16 protein-coding genes and 5 pseudogenes are annotated in these 17268 nt (G+C 54.0%); 13 read left to right on the forward strand and 8 right to left on the reverse strand.

Annotated features, from left to right (window positions below; all coding sequences use genetic code 11):
* The first annotated feature begins 197 nt into the window (after nt 1-197).
* From ACM530_RS09935 to ACM530_RS09950, 4 genes and pseudogenes are all read left to right on the forward strand, one after another.
* A complete protein-coding gene (locus ACM530_RS09935; RefSeq protein WP_416364687.1) occupies nt 198-467 on the forward strand; it encodes a hypothetical protein in 270 nt (89 codons plus the stop codon).
* 52 nt (nt 468-519) lie between these two features.
* Nucleotides 520-753 carry a BPSL0761 family protein gene (locus tag ACM530_RS09940; protein WP_416364688.1) on the forward strand — a complete coding sequence of 78 codons (234 nt, stop codon included), beginning with the start codon at nt 520-522 and terminating at the stop codon, nt 751-753.
* Between the two features lie 180 nt (nt 754-933).
* Nucleotides 934-1698: an SIR2 family NAD-dependent protein deacylase gene (locus ACM530_RS09945; RefSeq protein WP_416364689.1), complete on the forward strand. Its 765-nt coding sequence runs from the start codon at nt 934-936 to the stop codon at nt 1696-1698.
* Nucleotides 1699-2082: 384 nt separating this feature from the next.
* Nucleotides 2083-2302 (forward strand): annotated as a pseudogene (locus ACM530_RS09950) (transposase domain-containing protein); the annotation flags it as partial.
* A gap of 18 nt (nt 2303-2320) precedes the next feature.
* Here the strand turns inward: ACM530_RS09950 and ACM530_RS09955 are convergent.
* The gene (locus ACM530_RS09955) at nt 2321-3136 is read right to left on the reverse strand and encodes an SDR family NAD(P)-dependent oxidoreductase (RefSeq protein WP_242201292.1); all 816 of its coding nucleotides are present in this window, start codon (nt 3134-3136) and stop codon (nt 2321-2323) included.
* A 48-nt stretch (nt 3137-3184) separates the two neighbouring features.
* Between ACM530_RS09955 and ACM530_RS09960 the strand changes: the two genes are divergently transcribed.
* The 5 genes from ACM530_RS09960 to ACM530_RS09980 all read left to right on the forward strand — a co-directional run bounded on the left by ACM530_RS09960 (nt 3185) and on the right by ACM530_RS09980 (nt 8353).
* A complete protein-coding gene (locus ACM530_RS09960) occupies nt 3185-3562 on the forward strand; it encodes a winged helix-turn-helix transcriptional regulator (protein WP_242201294.1) in 378 nt (125 codons plus the stop codon).
* Between the two features lie 126 nt (nt 3563-3688).
* Entirely contained in the window at nt 3689-4855 is a 1167-nt protein-coding gene (locus tag ACM530_RS09965) for an SAVED domain-containing protein (protein ID WP_416364690.1), read from the forward strand.
* Nucleotides 4856-6106 (forward strand): nucleotidyltransferase, encoded by a 1251-nt coding sequence (locus ACM530_RS09970; protein ID WP_056854279.1) that lies wholly within the window; start codon nt 4856-4858, stop codon nt 6104-6106.
* The gene (locus ACM530_RS09975) at nt 6090-7874 is read left to right on the forward strand and encodes a ThiF family adenylyltransferase (RefSeq protein ID WP_074848054.1); all 1785 of its coding nucleotides are present in this window, start codon (nt 6090-6092) and stop codon (nt 7872-7874) included. The genes ACM530_RS09970 and ACM530_RS09975 overlap by 17 nt, the downstream gene beginning before the upstream one ends.
* On the forward strand, nt 7871-8353 hold the full coding sequence (locus tag ACM530_RS09980) for a Mov34/MPN/PAD-1 family protein (protein WP_416364691.1): 483 nt from the start codon (nt 7871-7873) through the stop codon (nt 8351-8353). Before ACM530_RS09975 ends, ACM530_RS09980 begins: the two co-directional genes overlap by 4 nt.
* 3 nt (nt 8354-8356) lie before the next feature.
* Here ACM530_RS09980 and ACM530_RS09985 read toward each other — a convergent pair whose 3' ends face one another.
* Nucleotides 8357-8929, reverse strand: a complete 573-nt coding sequence (locus ACM530_RS09985; protein WP_416364692.1) for an exonuclease domain-containing protein — start codon at nt 8927-8929, stop codon at nt 8357-8359.
* Between the two features lie 227 nt (nt 8930-9156).
* Here ACM530_RS09985 and ACM530_RS09990 point away from each other — a divergent pair, with 227 nt between their 5' ends.
* The gene (locus ACM530_RS09990) at nt 9157-9789 is read left to right on the forward strand and encodes an antitoxin Xre/MbcA/ParS toxin-binding domain-containing protein (protein ID WP_416364693.1); all 633 of its coding nucleotides are present in this window, start codon (nt 9157-9159) and stop codon (nt 9787-9789) included.
* 122 nt (nt 9790-9911) lie between these two features.
* On the opposite strand, the pseudogene ACM530_RS09995 reads toward ACM530_RS09990, so the two are convergent.
* A pseudogene (locus tag ACM530_RS09995) lies at nt 9912-10268 on the reverse strand (NAD(P)H-dependent oxidoreductase); the annotation flags it as partial.
* A gap of 64 nt (nt 10269-10332) precedes the next feature.
* Between ACM530_RS09995 and ACM530_RS10000 the strand changes: the two are divergent.
* Nucleotides 10333-11081, forward strand: a pseudogene (locus ACM530_RS10000) (IS3 family transposase); the annotation flags it as partial.
* 88 nt (nt 11082-11169) lie between these two features.
* On the opposite strand, the gene ACM530_RS10005 reads toward ACM530_RS10000, so the two are convergent.
* The 5 genes and pseudogenes from ACM530_RS10005 to tnpA form a co-directional block, all read right to left on the reverse strand.
* Nucleotides 11170-12810, reverse strand: a complete 1641-nt coding sequence (locus ACM530_RS10005; RefSeq protein WP_416364694.1) for a methyl-accepting chemotaxis protein — start codon at nt 12808-12810, stop codon at nt 11170-11172.
* Between the two features lie 157 nt (nt 12811-12967).
* Nucleotides 12968-13518, reverse strand: a pseudogene (locus ACM530_RS10010) (IS66 family transposase); the annotation flags it as partial.
* A gap of 231 nt (nt 13519-13749) precedes the next feature.
* The gene (gene tnpC, locus ACM530_RS10015; RefSeq protein WP_099264962.1) at nt 13750-15276 is read right to left on the reverse strand and encodes an IS66 family transposase; all 1527 of its coding nucleotides are present in this window, start codon (nt 15274-15276) and stop codon (nt 13750-13752) included.
* A 60-nt stretch (nt 15277-15336) separates the two neighbouring features.
* On the reverse strand, nt 15337-15672 hold the full coding sequence (tnpB, locus tag ACM530_RS10020) for an IS66 family insertion sequence element accessory protein TnpB (protein WP_416364695.1): 336 nt from the start codon (nt 15670-15672) through the stop codon (nt 15337-15339).
* Nucleotides 15669-15995 (reverse strand): IS66-like element accessory protein TnpA, encoded by a 327-nt coding sequence (tnpA, locus tag ACM530_RS10025; protein WP_103724637.1) that lies wholly within the window; start codon nt 15993-15995, stop codon nt 15669-15671. The genes tnpB and tnpA overlap by 4 nt, the downstream gene beginning before the upstream one ends.
* Nucleotides 15996-16093: 98 nt before the next feature.
* Here tnpA and ACM530_RS10030 point away from each other — a divergent pair.
* Both ACM530_RS10030 and ACM530_RS10035 read left to right on the forward strand, forming a co-directional pair.
* Nucleotides 16094-16516: pseudogene (locus tag ACM530_RS10030) on the forward strand (IS3 family transposase); the annotation flags it as partial.
* 192 nt (nt 16517-16708) lie between these two features.
* Nucleotides 16709-17014 (forward strand): NIPSNAP family protein, encoded by a 306-nt coding sequence (locus tag ACM530_RS10035; RefSeq protein WP_044319746.1) that lies wholly within the window; start codon nt 16709-16711, stop codon nt 17012-17014.
* Nucleotides 17015-17268 lie beyond the last annotated feature (254 nt).

A 17268-nucleotide genomic window follows, 5' to 3' on the forward strand; every position in this document is an offset into this window, starting at 1 on the left:
GGATTCGATCAAAAATTACACTTATGCGCTCGAATTTACAACTGTACACAGAATTCCGGTGATTTCATTCGTTTGGAATGTGGAGTATGTTTTTTCAGCATCCAACATTTGAGTCAGCAAATGCGGTAGCAGTATCAACCGGAATCTTATGTACGGTTAATTTTGACCAATCAGACTCTTCGGGCGGGTAGGGAAAAATGACAAAACAACCCTTGAGGTATGGTCCGAGCATCCAGCTTGATGACGATGTAGAGAGGATCCCACTCGACAAGAGTGAAATTGAAGTGCGGTTGGCCATCGCCGACTTCGTGATCCGTCGAGTTACCGGGACACCTGCGGGAGAAGAAATTTTCAATGGTTTGATTAAACGCTTCGAGAATCGCTACCCGCATCACAAACTGCTCACCCAATACCTGATAAGCCCTGGTTACATGGATTCGGGTGTAGACGGTGAGGATATCTATTGACTGGCTATTCTCTATTGCATTGATCTATCGATTTCAACACGTGGAGGCTAAAATGACGATGCCATTCGAACGGACAAGGTGTGTTGCACAAGCTCACGCTTTCCTGATGGAACTCGCTAGCGACACAGAGGTGTCCGAGCGCGTTAGAAGAGATGCTCATTTTTTGTTACGCCACTTTCCCACTAAGCAAGATGTGCTGCAGGCTGGCCGAATTGAAGAGCAAGCAAAAAAAATGGGTATAGGAACATTCAGCCCTGTTTTTTGCTCCTCAATGGAAGACTGGTAATACATTTGGCAGGCACTGAAAACTGCCTTTGCAACGGACTGCTTATGGCCACGTGCCTCCTTCAAGCAGGCACACGAGCCAACTCCTTGCTCATCGAAGATGACCTGCTTGGGCAAATAGTATTAGTACTCATCAACAGCTCATTAATCCAAAGCGCGAAGATGGGAGAAAATTGGTGCCATGACTGTCGTAGAACAAGCTGCAGACCTACTACAGAAGGCCAAGAAGGTGGTCTTTTTCACGGGCGCTGGTATCTCCGCCGATAGCGGTATCCCTACGTATCGCGAAAAACTTTCAGGTGTCTGGGCCGGGCTCGATCCGAGGGACCTAGAGACGGCCAGGGCCTTCCGGGAAAATCCTTCCTTGGTATGGGGATGGTATCTATGGCGCCGTCTCCGAGTCGCTCAGGCCGAGCCAAATGCCGCACATCTTGCGATACCACGCATGGCTCACTCACTGCGCCAGGTTTCTGTGATCACCCAGAATATTGATGACTTCCATGAGCGAGCAGGATCTTCAAATGTTTTGCATTTACATGGAAGCTTAGCAATGCCCAAGTGCTTCGCCTGCCATAGGCCCGCGGTTGTATCTCCTGATCAATCCGCAGTGCCTGAGGATGGCGCTCTGATCGAGCCTCCTAGATGTCAGCGTTGTAATGGAAGAATGCGCCCGGCGGTAGTCTGGTACGGAGAGGATTTGCCACCCTCATCCTGGAAGGCGGCAATCCTTCTGGTCAAGAATTGCGATCTTATGGTCTCGGTGGGCACCTCTGGGATAGTCATGCCCGCCGCAGGCCTTCCCGACCTTGCATTAGCTTCTGGTGCTTCAGTCATTCATGTGAATAAGGCTGATGTTGCAATGGGTGACCAAAAGGAGTTGATGCTGATCGGGGTTGCCGCCGAGATACTCCCGATGCTGCTCGAAAAGATAAGTGACGGCGGGTAGTTATTTGTCATGACCTGCGGTTGGGAGGCTGTTGGCGCTGCCCCTGGATTGACCCAACTGCCGACGCAAGACTGCACCATCTCCAAACCTGCAAAATCCAGCACAGACAATGATTCACGAGGAGTCAGGCTGGGGCAGTGAAATCTCGGCAACTGGGTCACTTCGGCATCGGCGCCGACAGCAATGAAGTTTTGCCACAGGCATTTTGGACTGGTAGTTGAACCGGCGGGGGCGGTAGGCGTGGCGGCCATATTGGAATCCGGACAATGTAAATCCCAGAAAACGGTCGCTACCATTCTTTGCGGTGGCAATACCTCGGATATCTAGCGGATGTGCTAGACCCATTCGACAGCCCGTCGAATATGCTTTCCCTGGACACTTACGAATCAAATCCGGCCGTGGGCGTTAGGCCATAAAAACTGGTTATTCGCCGGCTCACTGCGCAGCGGAAAACACGCCGCGGCGAACATGAGCTTGATCCAAACGGCCCGGCTAAAAGGGCATGATCCGTATGCCTATTCGATGGACGTTCTTACGCGCTTGCCGCCGCAGCGGGCAGGGTGAGATTACGCATTTGCTACCGCATAAGTGGGCGCCCGCTTAACATCACCTGGCAAGAATACTAGAGAACGGGAGAAAGACCGCCATCGACCCTTAAATTGATGCCCGTAATGTACCCCGCGATTGGGCTGGCAAGGAATGCAACGGCCGCTGCGATTTCATCCAGCTGGCCGACTCGACCTACAGGAACTTGAGCAAACAATGGCAGAACAAGGCGTTCGATTTCTTCCCATGGCGCATCTTTGCTGCACAGGCCTCGCTCCTCGGCCACCTCGCGAAAACGTGCGTCAAGGGTCGAACTGTGTATGGTGCCAGGAGATATGGCATTGACGGTCACCCCGTCCGCCGCTACTGCTTTGGCCATGGATGCAGTCATTGCGTTGATCGCGGCCTTGCAAGCCGAATAATCTGGCGCAGTGGGTGGCGGCATCGTTGCAGCAAGGCTGGAAATATTGATCACCCGCCCCCATTTCGCTTGCTGCATTTTGGGTAATAAGCGCGTCGTGACCCTTAGAGCAGCAAGAACATTTCGATCATAGGCGGACGCCCATGAGGCAGGCTGCGTATTATGCCAGCTTTCTTTCACGCCACCCGAGCCGCCAGCGTTATTGATCAATATGTCTATCGATCCGGCGAGATTTTCCGCCGCCTCTACCAACTGCTGCACCTCGTCATCGTGTGTAAGATCACCCACCACAACATGGGCACATCCGCCCAAGGTAATGATCTCATTGGCCACTTTTTCTGCTTGCGCTTCGTCGCGACCATGGACGATGACAACGGCTTTCTCAAGGGCGAGTTTCCTGGCGATTGCTTCGCCAATCCCTCTGCTGCTGCCGGTGATCAGCGCCTTCTTACCGTCCAAATTCAAGTCCACGTGCCAGTTCCCTTTTACAATGCTGTTAACTTCGTAAGGTAGAGCTAGATGATGGACAAAACCAGTACGCACCTTTATGTGCCTATCCCTCAGGAGGAGCGTGAAATCTGTCTTGGGGCCGAGGGTTCAGTCGCGCACGTGGCTCGTGTGATCCGGATGATCCAGGGGCGCTGGAAATTACCCATTCTTTTCAGGCTCTACTCCGATCCCTCAATGCGCACGTTGCAGCTAAAGCGGGATTTGCCAGGCGTCACGCAAAAAGTACTGACGGAGCAACTGCGGCAGCTGGCTAATGATGGTCTCATTGAGCGGGTTGATTTCGGTGAGTTACCTCGCAGGGTTGAATATCAACTTTCGGAAATGGGTAGGCAGCTTCTTCCCGTTCTCATAGCTACGCGTAGGTTTTCGGTAAGCCATCCGTCCTGAACTGCAATCGAAAAGCAAGGTGTGATCCGCAGACGCTTACCTTGAAATCGCGGCAAATGACCTTAATATGATCTTATCTTGCCATCATCGTTTTCAATCATGGATGTTTCTCGGGGGTAGGTCGAAATGGCAGAACCAGAAGACGCTAAGCCCGCGAGTGGGCGCTTTAACACGAATGATGAGACGAAGCGGATCGTATGGACACAGACCGCTGGTCATTGCGAACTGTGCGGCACAGATCTAACGTTCGACTATCGTGCCGGCAAGCCAATGAAATGGGGCGAAGTGGCGCATATCCTACCCGCCAGTCCCAAGGGGCCTCGGGGACGCGCGGATCATGATGCTGAGGCGCACACGAACGATACTGCTAACCTGATGCTCCTGTGCCCAGGCTGTCATGACAAAATTGATCGTGACGCAGACGGTTATCCTGAAAATGATTTGAGTGGTTTACACCAAGCATACCTAGAGCGCATCCGAATCGCCGCAACGACCCCTGATGGTGGCAGAGCGATTCCTCTCATTGTCCAGAGTCAGCATTTCCAGACGATCAACGATATTCCCGTTCGCGATCTGTTGACTGCGATGTCTGCGGAGGGATTAACCGCCTTCGATCAAGGCATCAAAATTGCCTTCCCTGCGCCCGGACCGCGCGGCAGGGACGCTGCCTATTGGCAGAACGTCAAAGACAGCATCCAGTACGAGCTGGAGCAGCAACTCAAGCGTCGCGGCGGCACCTATGGCGACTCGCCCGCGCTAGCAGTAGTAGGCTTGGCCGATATCCCAGCTTTGATGATGTTGGGCCAGAGCATCGGCGATCGTTCCAAACGCTTAATCTTCTCTTTTCACCGCGAGCATCTTTTGCGCTGGCCCGATCAGTCTGCTGAGCCGCCCAGTTTTCTATTTACGCCTCCACCCAACGGCGATGGTCCACTGGCGTTGGTGCTCTCCATTTCTGCGCAAGTTCCAGTTCGCGACGTGACCGACGCTCTACCCGGTGCACGTATTGCAGAGCTGTCGATTCCTGAACCAAGCTACGCGATGGTACAGAACCGTAGGGTGATTCATGCCTTTCGCGACGCGCTCCAAATACGACTGAGCCAGCTTGAGGCTCTGACTCCTAATCCTATCCACGTCTTCGCCGCCATCCCTGCGGCACTGGCTATCGAGTTTGGCGCGTTGCTCACAACGCAGCATCAACATACGTACCTGATCTTCGATCGGGACAAGGACAACCAAGATCGGTTTACGCAAACACTGCAATTGGGCTCGGTGGCCCAGGAGGCTATGTAAATGCTTTTGAGCAACGAACAGACCAAGCGCAGCAGTTGGGAATATTTTCTGCTTCGCGCCGCGCGGGAAATCTCGCTGTCGGAAGCGCAGTACGAAAAAATCAACGACCGCTACTCCCAACTGGAAAAAATCCTCTCGGCTTCTGACAATCCGTTGCTCGCTGAGGCCCATATCTTCGTTCAGGGCTCAATGCGGCTGAAAACCACCATCAAGCCAATTCCCGGCGCGCCTGCGGATCTGGACACCATTGATGCGGACGCGATTATCTGGCTCCCTCACGCTCAAGGCGCTGGTGCGAAGGAAGTTCTAGAGGCGATTGAACAGCGTTTTAGAGAAGGCTCCCGCGTTCAGGAAGAAGTTAAGCAACTACGTCGTGGTATTCGGATCGTTTATGCCGATGAAAATCCAGGTTTTCACATCGATGTCACACCTGCCCGCGCGATCAACGGAAATGGCGAAGCAAATGGCGAGGGAAAGCTGGAGGTTCCGGATCGGGTCACAGGGTGGAAAGCAAGCAGCCCTATTCCTTACTCGAATTGGTTGCAGGTCGCTTCCGCCCAGGAAATCTCCTTGGAAAGCTTGGTGATTGCCAAAAGCCAGCGAATGCTTGATGCCGCGACACAAGATCCTTTGCCGCATTATCAGGACTACATCGATCAAGATCCCCTGCGTGCGACCATAAAGCTGCTTAAGCGGCATCGCGATGAATGGGCCATCAAAACAAGGAGCGCTGATACTCGGCCCATATCTGCAGTTATCACTACTCTGGCCACTCACGCGTACCTGGATGTCGTGAAGGAGTCCCAGTCGAAGCCTCTGGCACCGCTCGATGCAATTCTGGAAATCGTTCGCAGAATGCCGCAGCACATCGCGCAAAGAGGTAGCGATTGCTTTGTCTGCAACCCTGCTGATAACGGCGAAAACTTTGCAGAGAAGTGGAATCGACCCGGCGAGGGGCAAGGCTATCGCCAAGCATTTACCAAGTGGCATGCGGACGCCAGTGCATCTGTGTCATTGGGTTTAGAAAGTTTTGAATCCAACGATTCCTTTGCCGAGGCAGTGAAAAAGAATTTTGGTATTGCACCGGCATTCATTACGGCAGTGAACAATGAGATCCCTGCGAATTGGACGATGCCCGGTCGACCGGATGGCACTACTCGAAACTCTGCTTCGATGGGTTCGCTCTTCGGAGGGGCCAGCGGTGGCGGAACCTCTCAGTCGAGCGTAAAGCCAGTTGGACGCCTTGGCTGATCCTCTTAAGACGCCATTGCAGCGCGGAATCGCAGCACTGCGAAATACCCTAGGTCAGGATGCAGCCGATGCATTGCTCCAGCCCGCACCCATGCGGGCTGACGAAGCGGCGTGCTTTCACTTCCCCTTGCCCATCGATTACACGGGGCAGGAGCGACGACTGCGTATTGGTTTCCCCTCCAACTTTCCCCGTGGGCTCTTGCGGCTGAACGTCGAACCTTCTCCATGGCTGGTTTGGCCGCATGCCACTAAGTCGGGGCTTTGCCTTCATGGCTTTCAGGAACGCCCCATTATGGGCTCTCCGGAGGTCGTGGTAGAGGACAGCCTTGCTCGCTTGGCCCAGATCGTTTCGTTGTCCAAGATGGGATCAAGTCAGGCAACGCGCGATATCGAATTTCAGAATGAGATCACTACCTACTGGTCTTTTCAGCACGGACAGTCGTACCAGAACCTTTTACTTTTGGATCGACCTCAGGCTGCCTCGCAGTTGTTTGCTCTCAGCGATCCGCGCCGGGCTCTGCCATCCGGTCAGGAAACGGTTTGGCTAGCATCGAACATAGCTGCACTCAAAGGGCATTACCGACGGGTTGTTGGGCGCTCCGCTGTCATTCGCGCGGCCGAAACACCTGGTTTTTACGTCAAGCTTCAGACTTATCCGGATATCCGCACCCCGAATCCAGAAGATTTATTGCTGTGGCTCACGCCACACCTTCAACCAGACGATGCCGAGCAATTGCTGGCATGGTTTGAGCTGCATGGAACGTTGGCGAGTCGATGGATTGTCCTGGAGCTTCCTGGGGGGACGGATGCTCCAACTTATTGCCTCAATGTGCGCTCGCTTGGCGTACAGCAAGAGCGGGGGGCAAAGTTTGGCTTGCGCACAGCGCGCCGCCGGCCAGCCATCGCAAATGCACATCCTCCGGCACTTGTCCGCGCAACTGCCCTAGACGTGCTTGATCGTGCGTCCATTCTGTCCCGCGATATAAGCGGCACTGCAAAGCACCTTGAAAATGCTCGGGTCGTTTGTGTTGGCGTTGGCTCGTTAGGCAGTGCGGTGGCAATACAATTGGCACGCTCCGGTGTCGGCCACCTTACCCTCATCGATCCTGACACTCTGGTGTCAGCCAATCTGGGTAGGCACGTTCTGGGAGCGGATAGCCTAGGGAGGCTGAAAGCCTCAGCGTTGAGGGACAAGATTCTGTTAGATCTTCCGACTACAGAATGCACCGCTTATTCGACTTTCGCCGAAGTAGTTATGAGCAGCAAACCAGAAGTATTCGATAACGCAGATCTTGTGGTGATTACGACAGCAGACTGGCAGTCGGAGGTCACTGTATGGCGAGCCAAATCCAGCGGCGTTTCTTGGGGACTTTTACAAGCCTGGAGCGAACCGTATACCCAGGTAGGCCACGCGCTATTCGCACCAGCCGGTACCTTTGATGGCCGTCATTTATTCACGGACATCGGCGATTTTCTTCATAAGTTTACAGAGTGGCCGGGAGGAGGTGTGGTTCCACTGCCGGCGTGTGGGGAGAGCTTTATTCCAGGCGGATCACTGGGGATGACCAATATTGCCTCTATGGTGTCCCACACGGCTTTACGCGCATTGACCGGCAACATTGCCACTGCATCTTGGGTCAGCAGTATCTACAGGCCTGAAGATGTGCCGAGCCTAGGAGGCCAATACCATGGGCCCAAACTGCCAGAGGGGGCGCAGCAACTCCTACTCGAGCGCGGATGGCCGGAACCTAAGGATGAAATGGTATGACGGATATCGCTTGGCGCTGGAGATGGGCGGAGGTGGATTCCGAGCTATTGGTGTCGCAAGCTGTCGCGAACATCTTGGATAGTCATCGGCAGGGCCTTTTTGGCGTGGAGCGAGGGGGACAGTTATTCGTCAACCCGGTTAGTCCGAAAGGGTTGCTGCTGGCCTTGGCCACGTTGCCTCATCGCGCCGATCGGTCAGGCTGGTCTTGGCTAGAGTTGGATGCGGAGCGGTGCCGTCAGGAGATCCAAGCTGCCAACGAACAAGGGTTACGTCTGGTGGGCTATTGGCATACGCATCCCCAATCTGTTCCGGTGATTTCTCCGGCAGATATAGGAAGTTTCTCCAGATTTGCTGCGCGTTACACGCAGGATCTGCCGCACCCAATAGCCGTTATCGTTGGCAAGTCCGAAAAACCAGAAGGCATCAAGGCTTGGTCGTTCAGGGGCGGCAGATATGTTGAGGCAACCTGGCTTAGATAAGCTTCAAGTCGGTGCCATGGGAGGCATGTCAGCGGTTACCTTACCCGCCAGCATTAGCGCGAAGAGCTCTGCCTGAAAGCGAGCATCATCCAATGCGTTATGGTTCGGTTCGCTGAGTGGCTTCAGGGCAGCGGTCATCTTGGATGATTTTGTTTCCTGCCAGCTGCAACCTACAGCTCCCATGAAGTAGGCCTTCATGTCGATAGCGGTAAAACCAAAGGGGTTGGTTTCCAAGTATTTGTGGAAGTAGTAGTTGACGAATGACCAGTCAAACGGTGCATTGAGTCCTACGAAAATGACCTTCTGCCCCGTTTGGCAGGATGATTTCAGCCATTCACCAAATGTCAGCATCGCCTGTTGCGGAGTGAGTCCTTCGCGCTCCAGCTTCTCCAGACTCAGCCCCGATACTGCCAGTGCTTCTGGGTCGTGTTTTGGACTGTCAGGTCGTAGTTCAAGATAGATGGACGTGGCAGGTTGATCTACAAGGCAAGCTCCAATGGAAAGCAGACTGTATTCGCCTGGTATAGGTCCAGAAGTCTCGACGTCGACGGAAACATAAAGCTCATCAGGGTTCATGTCATATCCTTTTTGTGTAGTTGCCAGATCACGCTCAAGCTCGTAACCATGTGACGGTGGAAAGGCGGCAAAGCCATTGCCCCATTTTTTGCTGTTGCACTCGCTATCCGGCGTTCGAGCAGCGGCAGTGCATGTCTACCGGAGGAGTGCACGTTCCTTTGGTCAGCTCTGCGCCCGAGCATAATGATGTGTGTCATTCTCTAATCGCGGATGAGGGCCGGACAATCATGAGCGAGCGTTGGATAGTCAAGTGCCATAATACTGAGGACGGTACTGGCGACATCATCATTGACCTACCTCCAGAGTTGCTTGACCAAATGGGGTTAGGTGTTGGGGACGACCTGGAGCTAACGGTAGCGGATGGCACATTAGTGCTGACGCCCATGGACAACGCAGCATCAGTGCGACCCATGTTTGCTGGCGTCCTGCGTCATGATGCCTATCATGCTTACCGCACGCGTCTGGAGGCGCTTCTTCATATCTCCGTCAATGCTTCGGATCTGGACATTCACGACATGATTGTAGCTGGCTTCTCGGCCAGCCTGATCAAGGTGCTTTGTGATGATGGAACCCTAAGCGACGAAGAACGCGACAGAATAATTCAACCCAAAGCGCTCAAAACAAAATTGGCAGCCAATCAGCTTTTAACGTTGCATGAGAGTGACCACCTGTTCCGGTTTGGACACATTACCGCCATGGCCGAGGTGATCTTCGGTGACAAAGGGAAGGCCAAACAATGGCTTTCGAAACCCAAAGCCCGTTTTTTGGGAGAAAGCCCATCGGCGATGGTCACTACATCTCACGGCACACATCTAGTCGAAGAAATGCTGATTCAGGTGTCTGAAGGCATGTCATTTTAATCCAGCCGCAGCCGAGTAGAATCAACCCAAGCGAGTACGCGATCGCAGCTGGCATTGTTAAGGCGGCGCGCTCCGTTAACTCGGGTGCCCACGGAATTGCTGAATATTTTTCTAACCTATCTTCAGATGGAGCGCTGATTCACTCGTTTCGACAGCTCTTCAGCCGACTCTTTGCGTTCCGAGTAACGGTCTACCAAGTAGTCCTGACGGTCACGCAATAGCAGGGTGAACTTCATCAGCTCCTCCATCACGTCGACCAGGCGATCGTAGTAGGACGAAGGCTTCATACGTCCATTCTCGTCAAACTCGGTAAACGCTTTGGGCACTGAAGACTGATTGGGGATCGTCACCATGCGCATCCAGCGACCTAGTACCCGCAACTGATTCACCACGTTGAAAGACTGAGAGCCGCCGCACACCTGCATAACGGCCAGAGTTTTACCTTGGGTCGGACGCACTGCGCCCATCGCCAATGGCACCCTGAATCGCCCCTAGTTTCGTAGACACCTCCAAGCCTTAAAATGAGGCCCATTAGGAGGTGCCATGAGCAACCAGCGTTATCCCGAAGAATTCAAAATCCAGGCGGTCAAGCAAGTGACCGAAAAGCAGCTTCCTGTCTCGGAGGTGGCTGCACGATTGGGTGTGTCTGTGCACAGCCTCTATGCCTGGGTTAAGCGCTACACCAAGCCTCAGGAACAGCGCGTTGAGGAGGATGATCAGAGCGCTGAGGTTCGTCGTCTACGTGCCGAGCTGAAACGGGTGACGGAGGAGCGAGACATCTTAAAAAAGGCCGCCGCGTACTTTGCCAAGGAGTGCGGCTGAAGTACGCCTTTATTAAGCAGCAAGCGGGTCATTACGCGATTCGACGGCTTTGCCTGACGCTCAAGGTTCATCCCAGCGGCTACTACGCGTGGCTATCAGAACCAAAATCTGCGCGAGCCAAGGACGATCAGCGACTGCTTGGATTGATCAAACACTCCTGGCTGGAAAGCGGTGGCGTTTATGGCTATCGAAAGATCCATGATGACCTGCGAGAGGTTGGTGAGAGCTGTGGCCGTCACCGGGTGGCTAGGTTGATGCGCCTTGAAGGTTTACGTTCTCAGACTGGGTATCGACGGAGGCCTGGAAAATACGGCGGTAAGCCAGCCGTTGCCTCACCGAACTTACTGAAGCGCCAATTCGATGTCAGAGAACCCAACAAAGTTTGGGTCACAGACATTACCTACATCCGAACATATGAAGGCTGGCTGTATTTGGCCGTGGTGCTCGATCTGTTTTCAGTAAGCGGATGGCGAACACACCTCGGGAACTCACACATTCATGAATGAAAATTGTGTCCACGTTTAAGCGGACACAATACACAATTTTTATTGTGTCAACCTACAATCGGAATTGCCCTACCAATTTATTAAACGAAATGGCTAACTGAGATAGCTCGTGACTAGAAGCGCTGGTTTGGTTGGCACCCGCCGCAGTTTGGGTAGATAGATCCTGAATGTTAACCAAGTTGCGATCCACCTCGCGCGCTACTTGAGCCTGCTCCTCTGCTGCGCTTGCTATCACCAGGTTTTGCTCATTGATCTGGCTAACGCCGTTACTGATCCGCTCTAGTGCCTGGCCGGCTTCAGTGGCAAGTAATTGAGTGCTACGAACAAGGTTTTGGCTTTTTCCCATGGCCTGCACTGCATCGTCAGCACCGCCACGAACCCTGCTGATCATAGCCTCGATCTCGCCAGTGGATGTTTGAGTACGGTGCGCCAAAGCACGTACTTCGTCGGCCACTACAGCAAAACCACGGCCTTGCTCGCCGGCACGTGCCGCCTCAATCGCAGCATTAAGCGCAAGCAGGTTGGTCTGCTCAGCAATACCACGGATGACCTCCAATACCTTGGTAATGTCGTGGATCTGTCCGGCCAATGCCTCGACCAGTTGCGTGGAATCAGTAATTTCCTCTGCCACAGTATTGATAGCAGTCACGGCCTGCTGTACCTGCTTCTGCCCCTTCAATGCGTCTTCAGCAGTCTGGCTGGAGATTTGAGAGGTGCTGGCTGCGTTGCGCGCCACTTCTTCCACGGCAGCCGTCATCTCGTTAACCGCAGTAGCCGCTTGTTGGATTTCGTCGTTTTGTCGCACCAATCCACGCGTGCTGTCTTCTGTTACCGCAGTCAATTCTTCGGCTGCGGAAGCCAGTTGGTTCGAGGCGTCGGCAATGTGCTGAACGGTGCCTTTAAGATTACTTTGCATAACGGAAAGAGACTGTAACAGCTGTCCAGTTTCATCGGTGCCCCGAACCTCTATGGCTTGCGTCAAATCACCTTGAGCGACGCGGTCTGCGCCTTCTACCGATAGGTAAATCGGTCGGGTGATCATGCGAGTGACGATCATTCCAAGTAAGCCAGCACACAACATGGCGATTATACAGCCCACGATAAGCACCAAGGTCACCTGGTTGTTAGTGCTTTCGCCTGCTTTCGCGACATCAAAAGCCTGTCGAGTGTTGGACTCGATTATGATCTTGATCTCAGCAATGACTTTGAGGTAGGCCGGTGTCACGCTGCTGGTAGCTAGCCTTCTAGCTTGGGTAATATCGCCACTTTTGAGCGCGGCAAAACCCGAGTCCACCGCAGAAATGTAGGCTGGCCAGTCACGTTCGAAATCGTCGCCCGCAGCCCGTTCGTCTGCCTCTAGCGGGGTGGCGCGGTAAATTTTGAATGCAGCTTGAGCCTCAGACTGATTATCGCGATACGACTGCATAACGGCGTTGACCTCGTCAGGGCTCGCGTTCGCAGCCGTTAGCACAATGGCCTTGAAGAAATCACGGTTGGTGGAAATCACGTTTGCCTTGATTGCGTCGGTTTTCTGGATCGAGACCAGGTTGTTAGTCACAGTATCTTGCAGTTGGCCATACAGCGTGGCGATGCCGGACTGCCCCAGCGCTGCCACAACAACAGTGATCAACGCGCATAGACCAAATGCAGTTAGTAGCTTGGACTTCAGCTTCAGACTTATCAACCAAGACATAGAGATTACTCATTAGGAGGTCAAATGGAGTTAGGAACGTCATTTCCTTGAAAAGAATAGCGGCAGGTGCGCAGCAAACTTGAAATCCTCAAAAACCAGGCACTTCGCCATCAATCGCTGATAGGGTCACAGTAAGCGGTGAGGAAAACACCTCGCGTTAGCTAAACGAACGGGGATCCGGGTTGCGTAACGGCATCCAGTTATGCGGCAACAACTCGGGGATCTCACTCGCACGCAGCGTTGGCAGTCGCGCCAGAAAGTATTTCAAGTAAGCATATGGGTCATGCCCGTTGAGTTTGGCCAACTGGATCATACTCATCAGCGCCGACGCGCGTTTACCACAGCGCGAGGATCCTGCAAAGATCCAGTTCGTGCGTCCAAGAGCCCACGGCCGGATCTGGTTCTCGGCCCAGTTGTTGTCAATGGGTACAGCCCCGTCAGCGAGGGTAGCGCGACAGCGCTGCCCAGCGTTTAAGGCTGTAATCGAGTGCTCTGCTGATAGCAGAACCTTCGGGCATAAGATCACTCTGGGCGATCATCCAGGCATGCAGCATATCCATCACCGGTACGGCTTTTTATTGCCGTATTCGGCACCGTAAATCCAGCGCCAGATCGCGGACTTCTCTCTCGATTTCGTAAACGCAGGGCCTGCTCGGCGAGCTGACTCTTGTTAGTAGCGTGCAATTCGAAGAACTTGCGCCGGGAATGCTGGATTTCAACAAAGATATTCGACGATGCAGCTTGCGAGTTTGCTCCCGTCAGCTGCATCGGGAGCGGAATAAAAGCAGGTTGCAGCGCGGTGCTTTTCTGCGTTTGCAGGCGAATCCATTTGTGGACGAGGTTTGTATTGAGGCTATGGCCGAGCGCGACGCTGGCAATTGAAGCGCCGGGCTGTGCACACTCTTGAATGTAAGCGGATGGTGAACCACCTTGCGCAGATCAGGCAGGTGTCCATTGATGCGGAAGTAGCTGCTCAATCTCACTCGCACGTTGCGTCGGCAACCGCGTCAGCACATCTTTGAGATAGGTATACGGATCATGCCCATTCATGCGTGCCGATTGGATCAAACTCATGATGGCCGCCGCTCGTTTACCGCTGCGAAGCGATCCGGCAAACAACCAGTTGGAGCGTCCGAGTGCCCACGGCCTGATCTGGTTCTCGACTGCATTGTTATCTATGGGCACAGCACCGTCTTCCAGGTAGCGCGTCAGCGCTATCCAGCGTTTAAGACTGTAATCCAAGGCTCTGGCTGTTGCTGATCCGTTGGGCACAAGATCGCGATGAGTCAGCATCCACTCGTGCAGTGCTTTTGACAACGGCGCTGCTTTTTCTTGCCGTATTCGGCGGCGATCCTCGTCACTCATCTCGCGCGCCTGGCGCTCAACTTCGTACAGGCCGCCAATCGAGTGCAGTGCCTGTTCGGCCAGTTGGCTTTTATTCGCCGCGTGCAGATCGAAAAACTTGCGACGCGCATGAGCCATGCAGCCAATTTCGGTCATGCCTTTCTCGAAACCGGCTTTGTAGCCAGCAAAGTCATCGCACACCAGCTTGCCATTCCAGGAACCAAGGAAGTTACGCGCATGCTCACCGGCGCGACTCGGGCTGAAGTCATAGACGACCGCCTTAAGCGCCGAAAACGGTGTAGTGCAGTAAGCCCAAACATAGGCTCGATGGGTTTTCTTTTCACCGGGCGCAAGCATCTGCACCGGCGTCTCGTCGGCGTGGACAACTCGTTGCGCTAGAACCGCTTCTCGCAAAGCATCAGCCAGTACCTGAAGCTGTACACCGGTCTGTCCGACCCATTGGGCCAGTGTTGAGCGCGGGATCGCTAAACCGGCGCGTCCAAAGATTTTCTCCTGCCGGTACAGCGGCAAGTGATCAGCGAACTTCGCCACCATCACATGAGCCAGCAAACCTGCGGTCGGAATCCCCTTGTCGATCACTTGAGCCGGAACTGGCGCTTGGATCAGTGTTTCGCACTGACGGCAGGCCCATTTTCCACGCACATGTTGCTCGACCGTGAACACGCCCGGCGTGTAATCCAACTTCTCGCTCACGTCCTCGCCGATGCGCTGAAGCTGGCAGCCGCAAGAGCACTGCGTGTTTTCCGGTTCGTGATGAATCACGGTACGTGGAAACTGGGCTGGCAGCGGTGCACGCTTGGGTTTTTGACGTGTTTGCTCTGGAGCCGGGGCCGGCAAGAGTGCGCTCAATTCGGCGTCGATAGCCTCAAGATCAGTATTCAGCAAGTCGTCAAGCAAGTTGCCTTGCTCGGGGCTGATCTGCTCACTGCGTTTGGCAAACCTATGTCGCTTGAGGACGGCGATTTCATGAGTCAGCTGTTCGATGAGGGTCTGATCGTGATGGATCTTCCTACCCATGGTGTCGACCTTCGACATCAACTGCGCTGCTAACGCACGCAGTTGGTCGGAGGTCATTTGGTCGAGGTTGGGCAAGGAAGTCATGCCCTGGATTTTACCAAAGCAGATCGCTGGCGACAGCACGCCAAGACGCGAATTACATTTTTAAAGCAGTGTGATGGTGCCTCCAGCGCCGACACGCTGCCAAGGCAGGCCAAGCACCAGGGCCTGAAGTTGTTCGGCGTCCAGTTCCATCTCGCAACCTTGTCGAATACCTGGCCAGTGAAACTTACCCTGGTTCAACCGTCGTGCGGCCAGCCAGACACCAATCCCATCATGCACCAGGACTTTCATGCGGGTAGCACGGCGATTGGCGAACAGATAAGCACAGTGCGGCTTCGCCGCACCGAACACCGCAATCACCCTGGCCAGAGCGGTCTCGGTGCCAGCACGCATATCCATGGGGTCGGTGGCGAGCCAGATGCTGTCGACGCGGATCATAGGGCAAATCCACGGACAAACTGAGCGCAGCCCTCGGGATCGGAAGCGGGCCATTTCACCGTGATGGTTTGCTTGCCAAATGGCAGCTCAATAACCGCCGATGCTTGAGCCTTTGGCTTGGGATTGACCGGTGCGACGTTGACGGGAACAAACGCTGGCAACACGACTGCCTGCTGATCACGAAAAAGCGGTAACCAGCGGCGTACGACATTAGCGTTGATACCGTGACTCATCGCGATGGCCGCTACGGAAACACCAGGCTGTTGGCATTCGTGAACCACTTGGGCTTTAAATGATTTTGAGTAGGACTTACGTTCACGCATGGCGATCCTGATATTAAGGGTAATTGCGTCCGCTTAAATTACGCGGACACAATCGACCTTAATGCCGGGGTTCGGAAGGTGTGTTCGCCGGCCCCTTACTGTTTTCACGCCAGATCATTGGTTGGTCAATGAAGTCGCAGATGACCAGCGACGTAGCCATTGATGCACTGCTGATGGCGGTTTGGAGACGTAAGCCGAAGCAAGAGGTGATGATCCACTCGGATCAAGGCAGTCAGTACAGCAGCTCAGACTGGCGAAGCTTCTTGAAAGCTAACAACCTGGTAGCCAGCATGAGTCGTCGAGGTAATTGCCACGACAACGCTGTGGCGGAGAGCTTTTTCCAGTTGCTGAAGCGGGAACGGATCAAGCGTAAAATCTACACTACACGCCAGGATGCTCGAGATGATGTGTTCGATTACATCGAGATGTTTTACAACCCAAAACGACGCCACAGTTTCAACAATCAGCTGTCACCGGTAGAGTTTGAAAAGCGTTACGCAGCGAGCCTTGAGAGTGTCTAGAAAACCCGGGGCGATTCACCGGTGTCGAGAAGCGTGAAGACCATGAAAGTCGTGAAGTCATTTGGCAAAATGCGGCGCGGCGTAGTAAGCGTCCGCCCAACACACTTTGCGTGATTGCGCCTTGATACTAGGGTGCGAGAGTGAAACCTGTAGAGGGTAGAATGATGGCCCTTAATTCAAAGGACTGATTGCATGATCACCTGTCACGTCAAATACGTTATCGATCCTTACCAACTCGCTGCATTCGAAAGCTATTCGCGCCAGTGGATCGGTCTGGTGACCCGTCTGGGAGGCGAGCACCACGGCTACTTTCTGCCCGCTGAAGGTGCCAACAACATTGCCTATTGCTTGTTCAGTTTCGCTACCCTCGCGGATTACGAACGGTATCGCGATCAGGCTGCGCAGGATGAGGAGTGTGTGCGCCTGGTGGAAGAGGCGACGGCGTTGAAGTTGATCGTGAGCTACGAAAGAAGTTTTCTTCGTCCCATGCTTGAATGAGGAAGTGGCCCACCTCATCGGTCGCGGTAGGGATGGCAGTTACCCGCCCCCCCCCCCCCGCACAGATCCGTACGTGCGGAACTACCGCATACGGCTCCTGCCTCGGGTACGTGACGCGAAGCGATCCTCAGGGTATGGGTGTGCATTCTTTAGGCTGGGTATGTAGTGATTTGTGAGCAACCCGAAGCGAGACCATTGCAGCCGATTTCGCTGGCTACGTCGCATGAGCGCCTGGCGCCAGTATCGACAAACGG

The sequence above is a fragment of the Pseudomonas sp. NFX183 genome (genome assembly GCF_047943075.1).
GTDB lineage: Bacteria > Pseudomonadota > Gammaproteobacteria > Pseudomonadales > Pseudomonadaceae > Aquipseudomonas.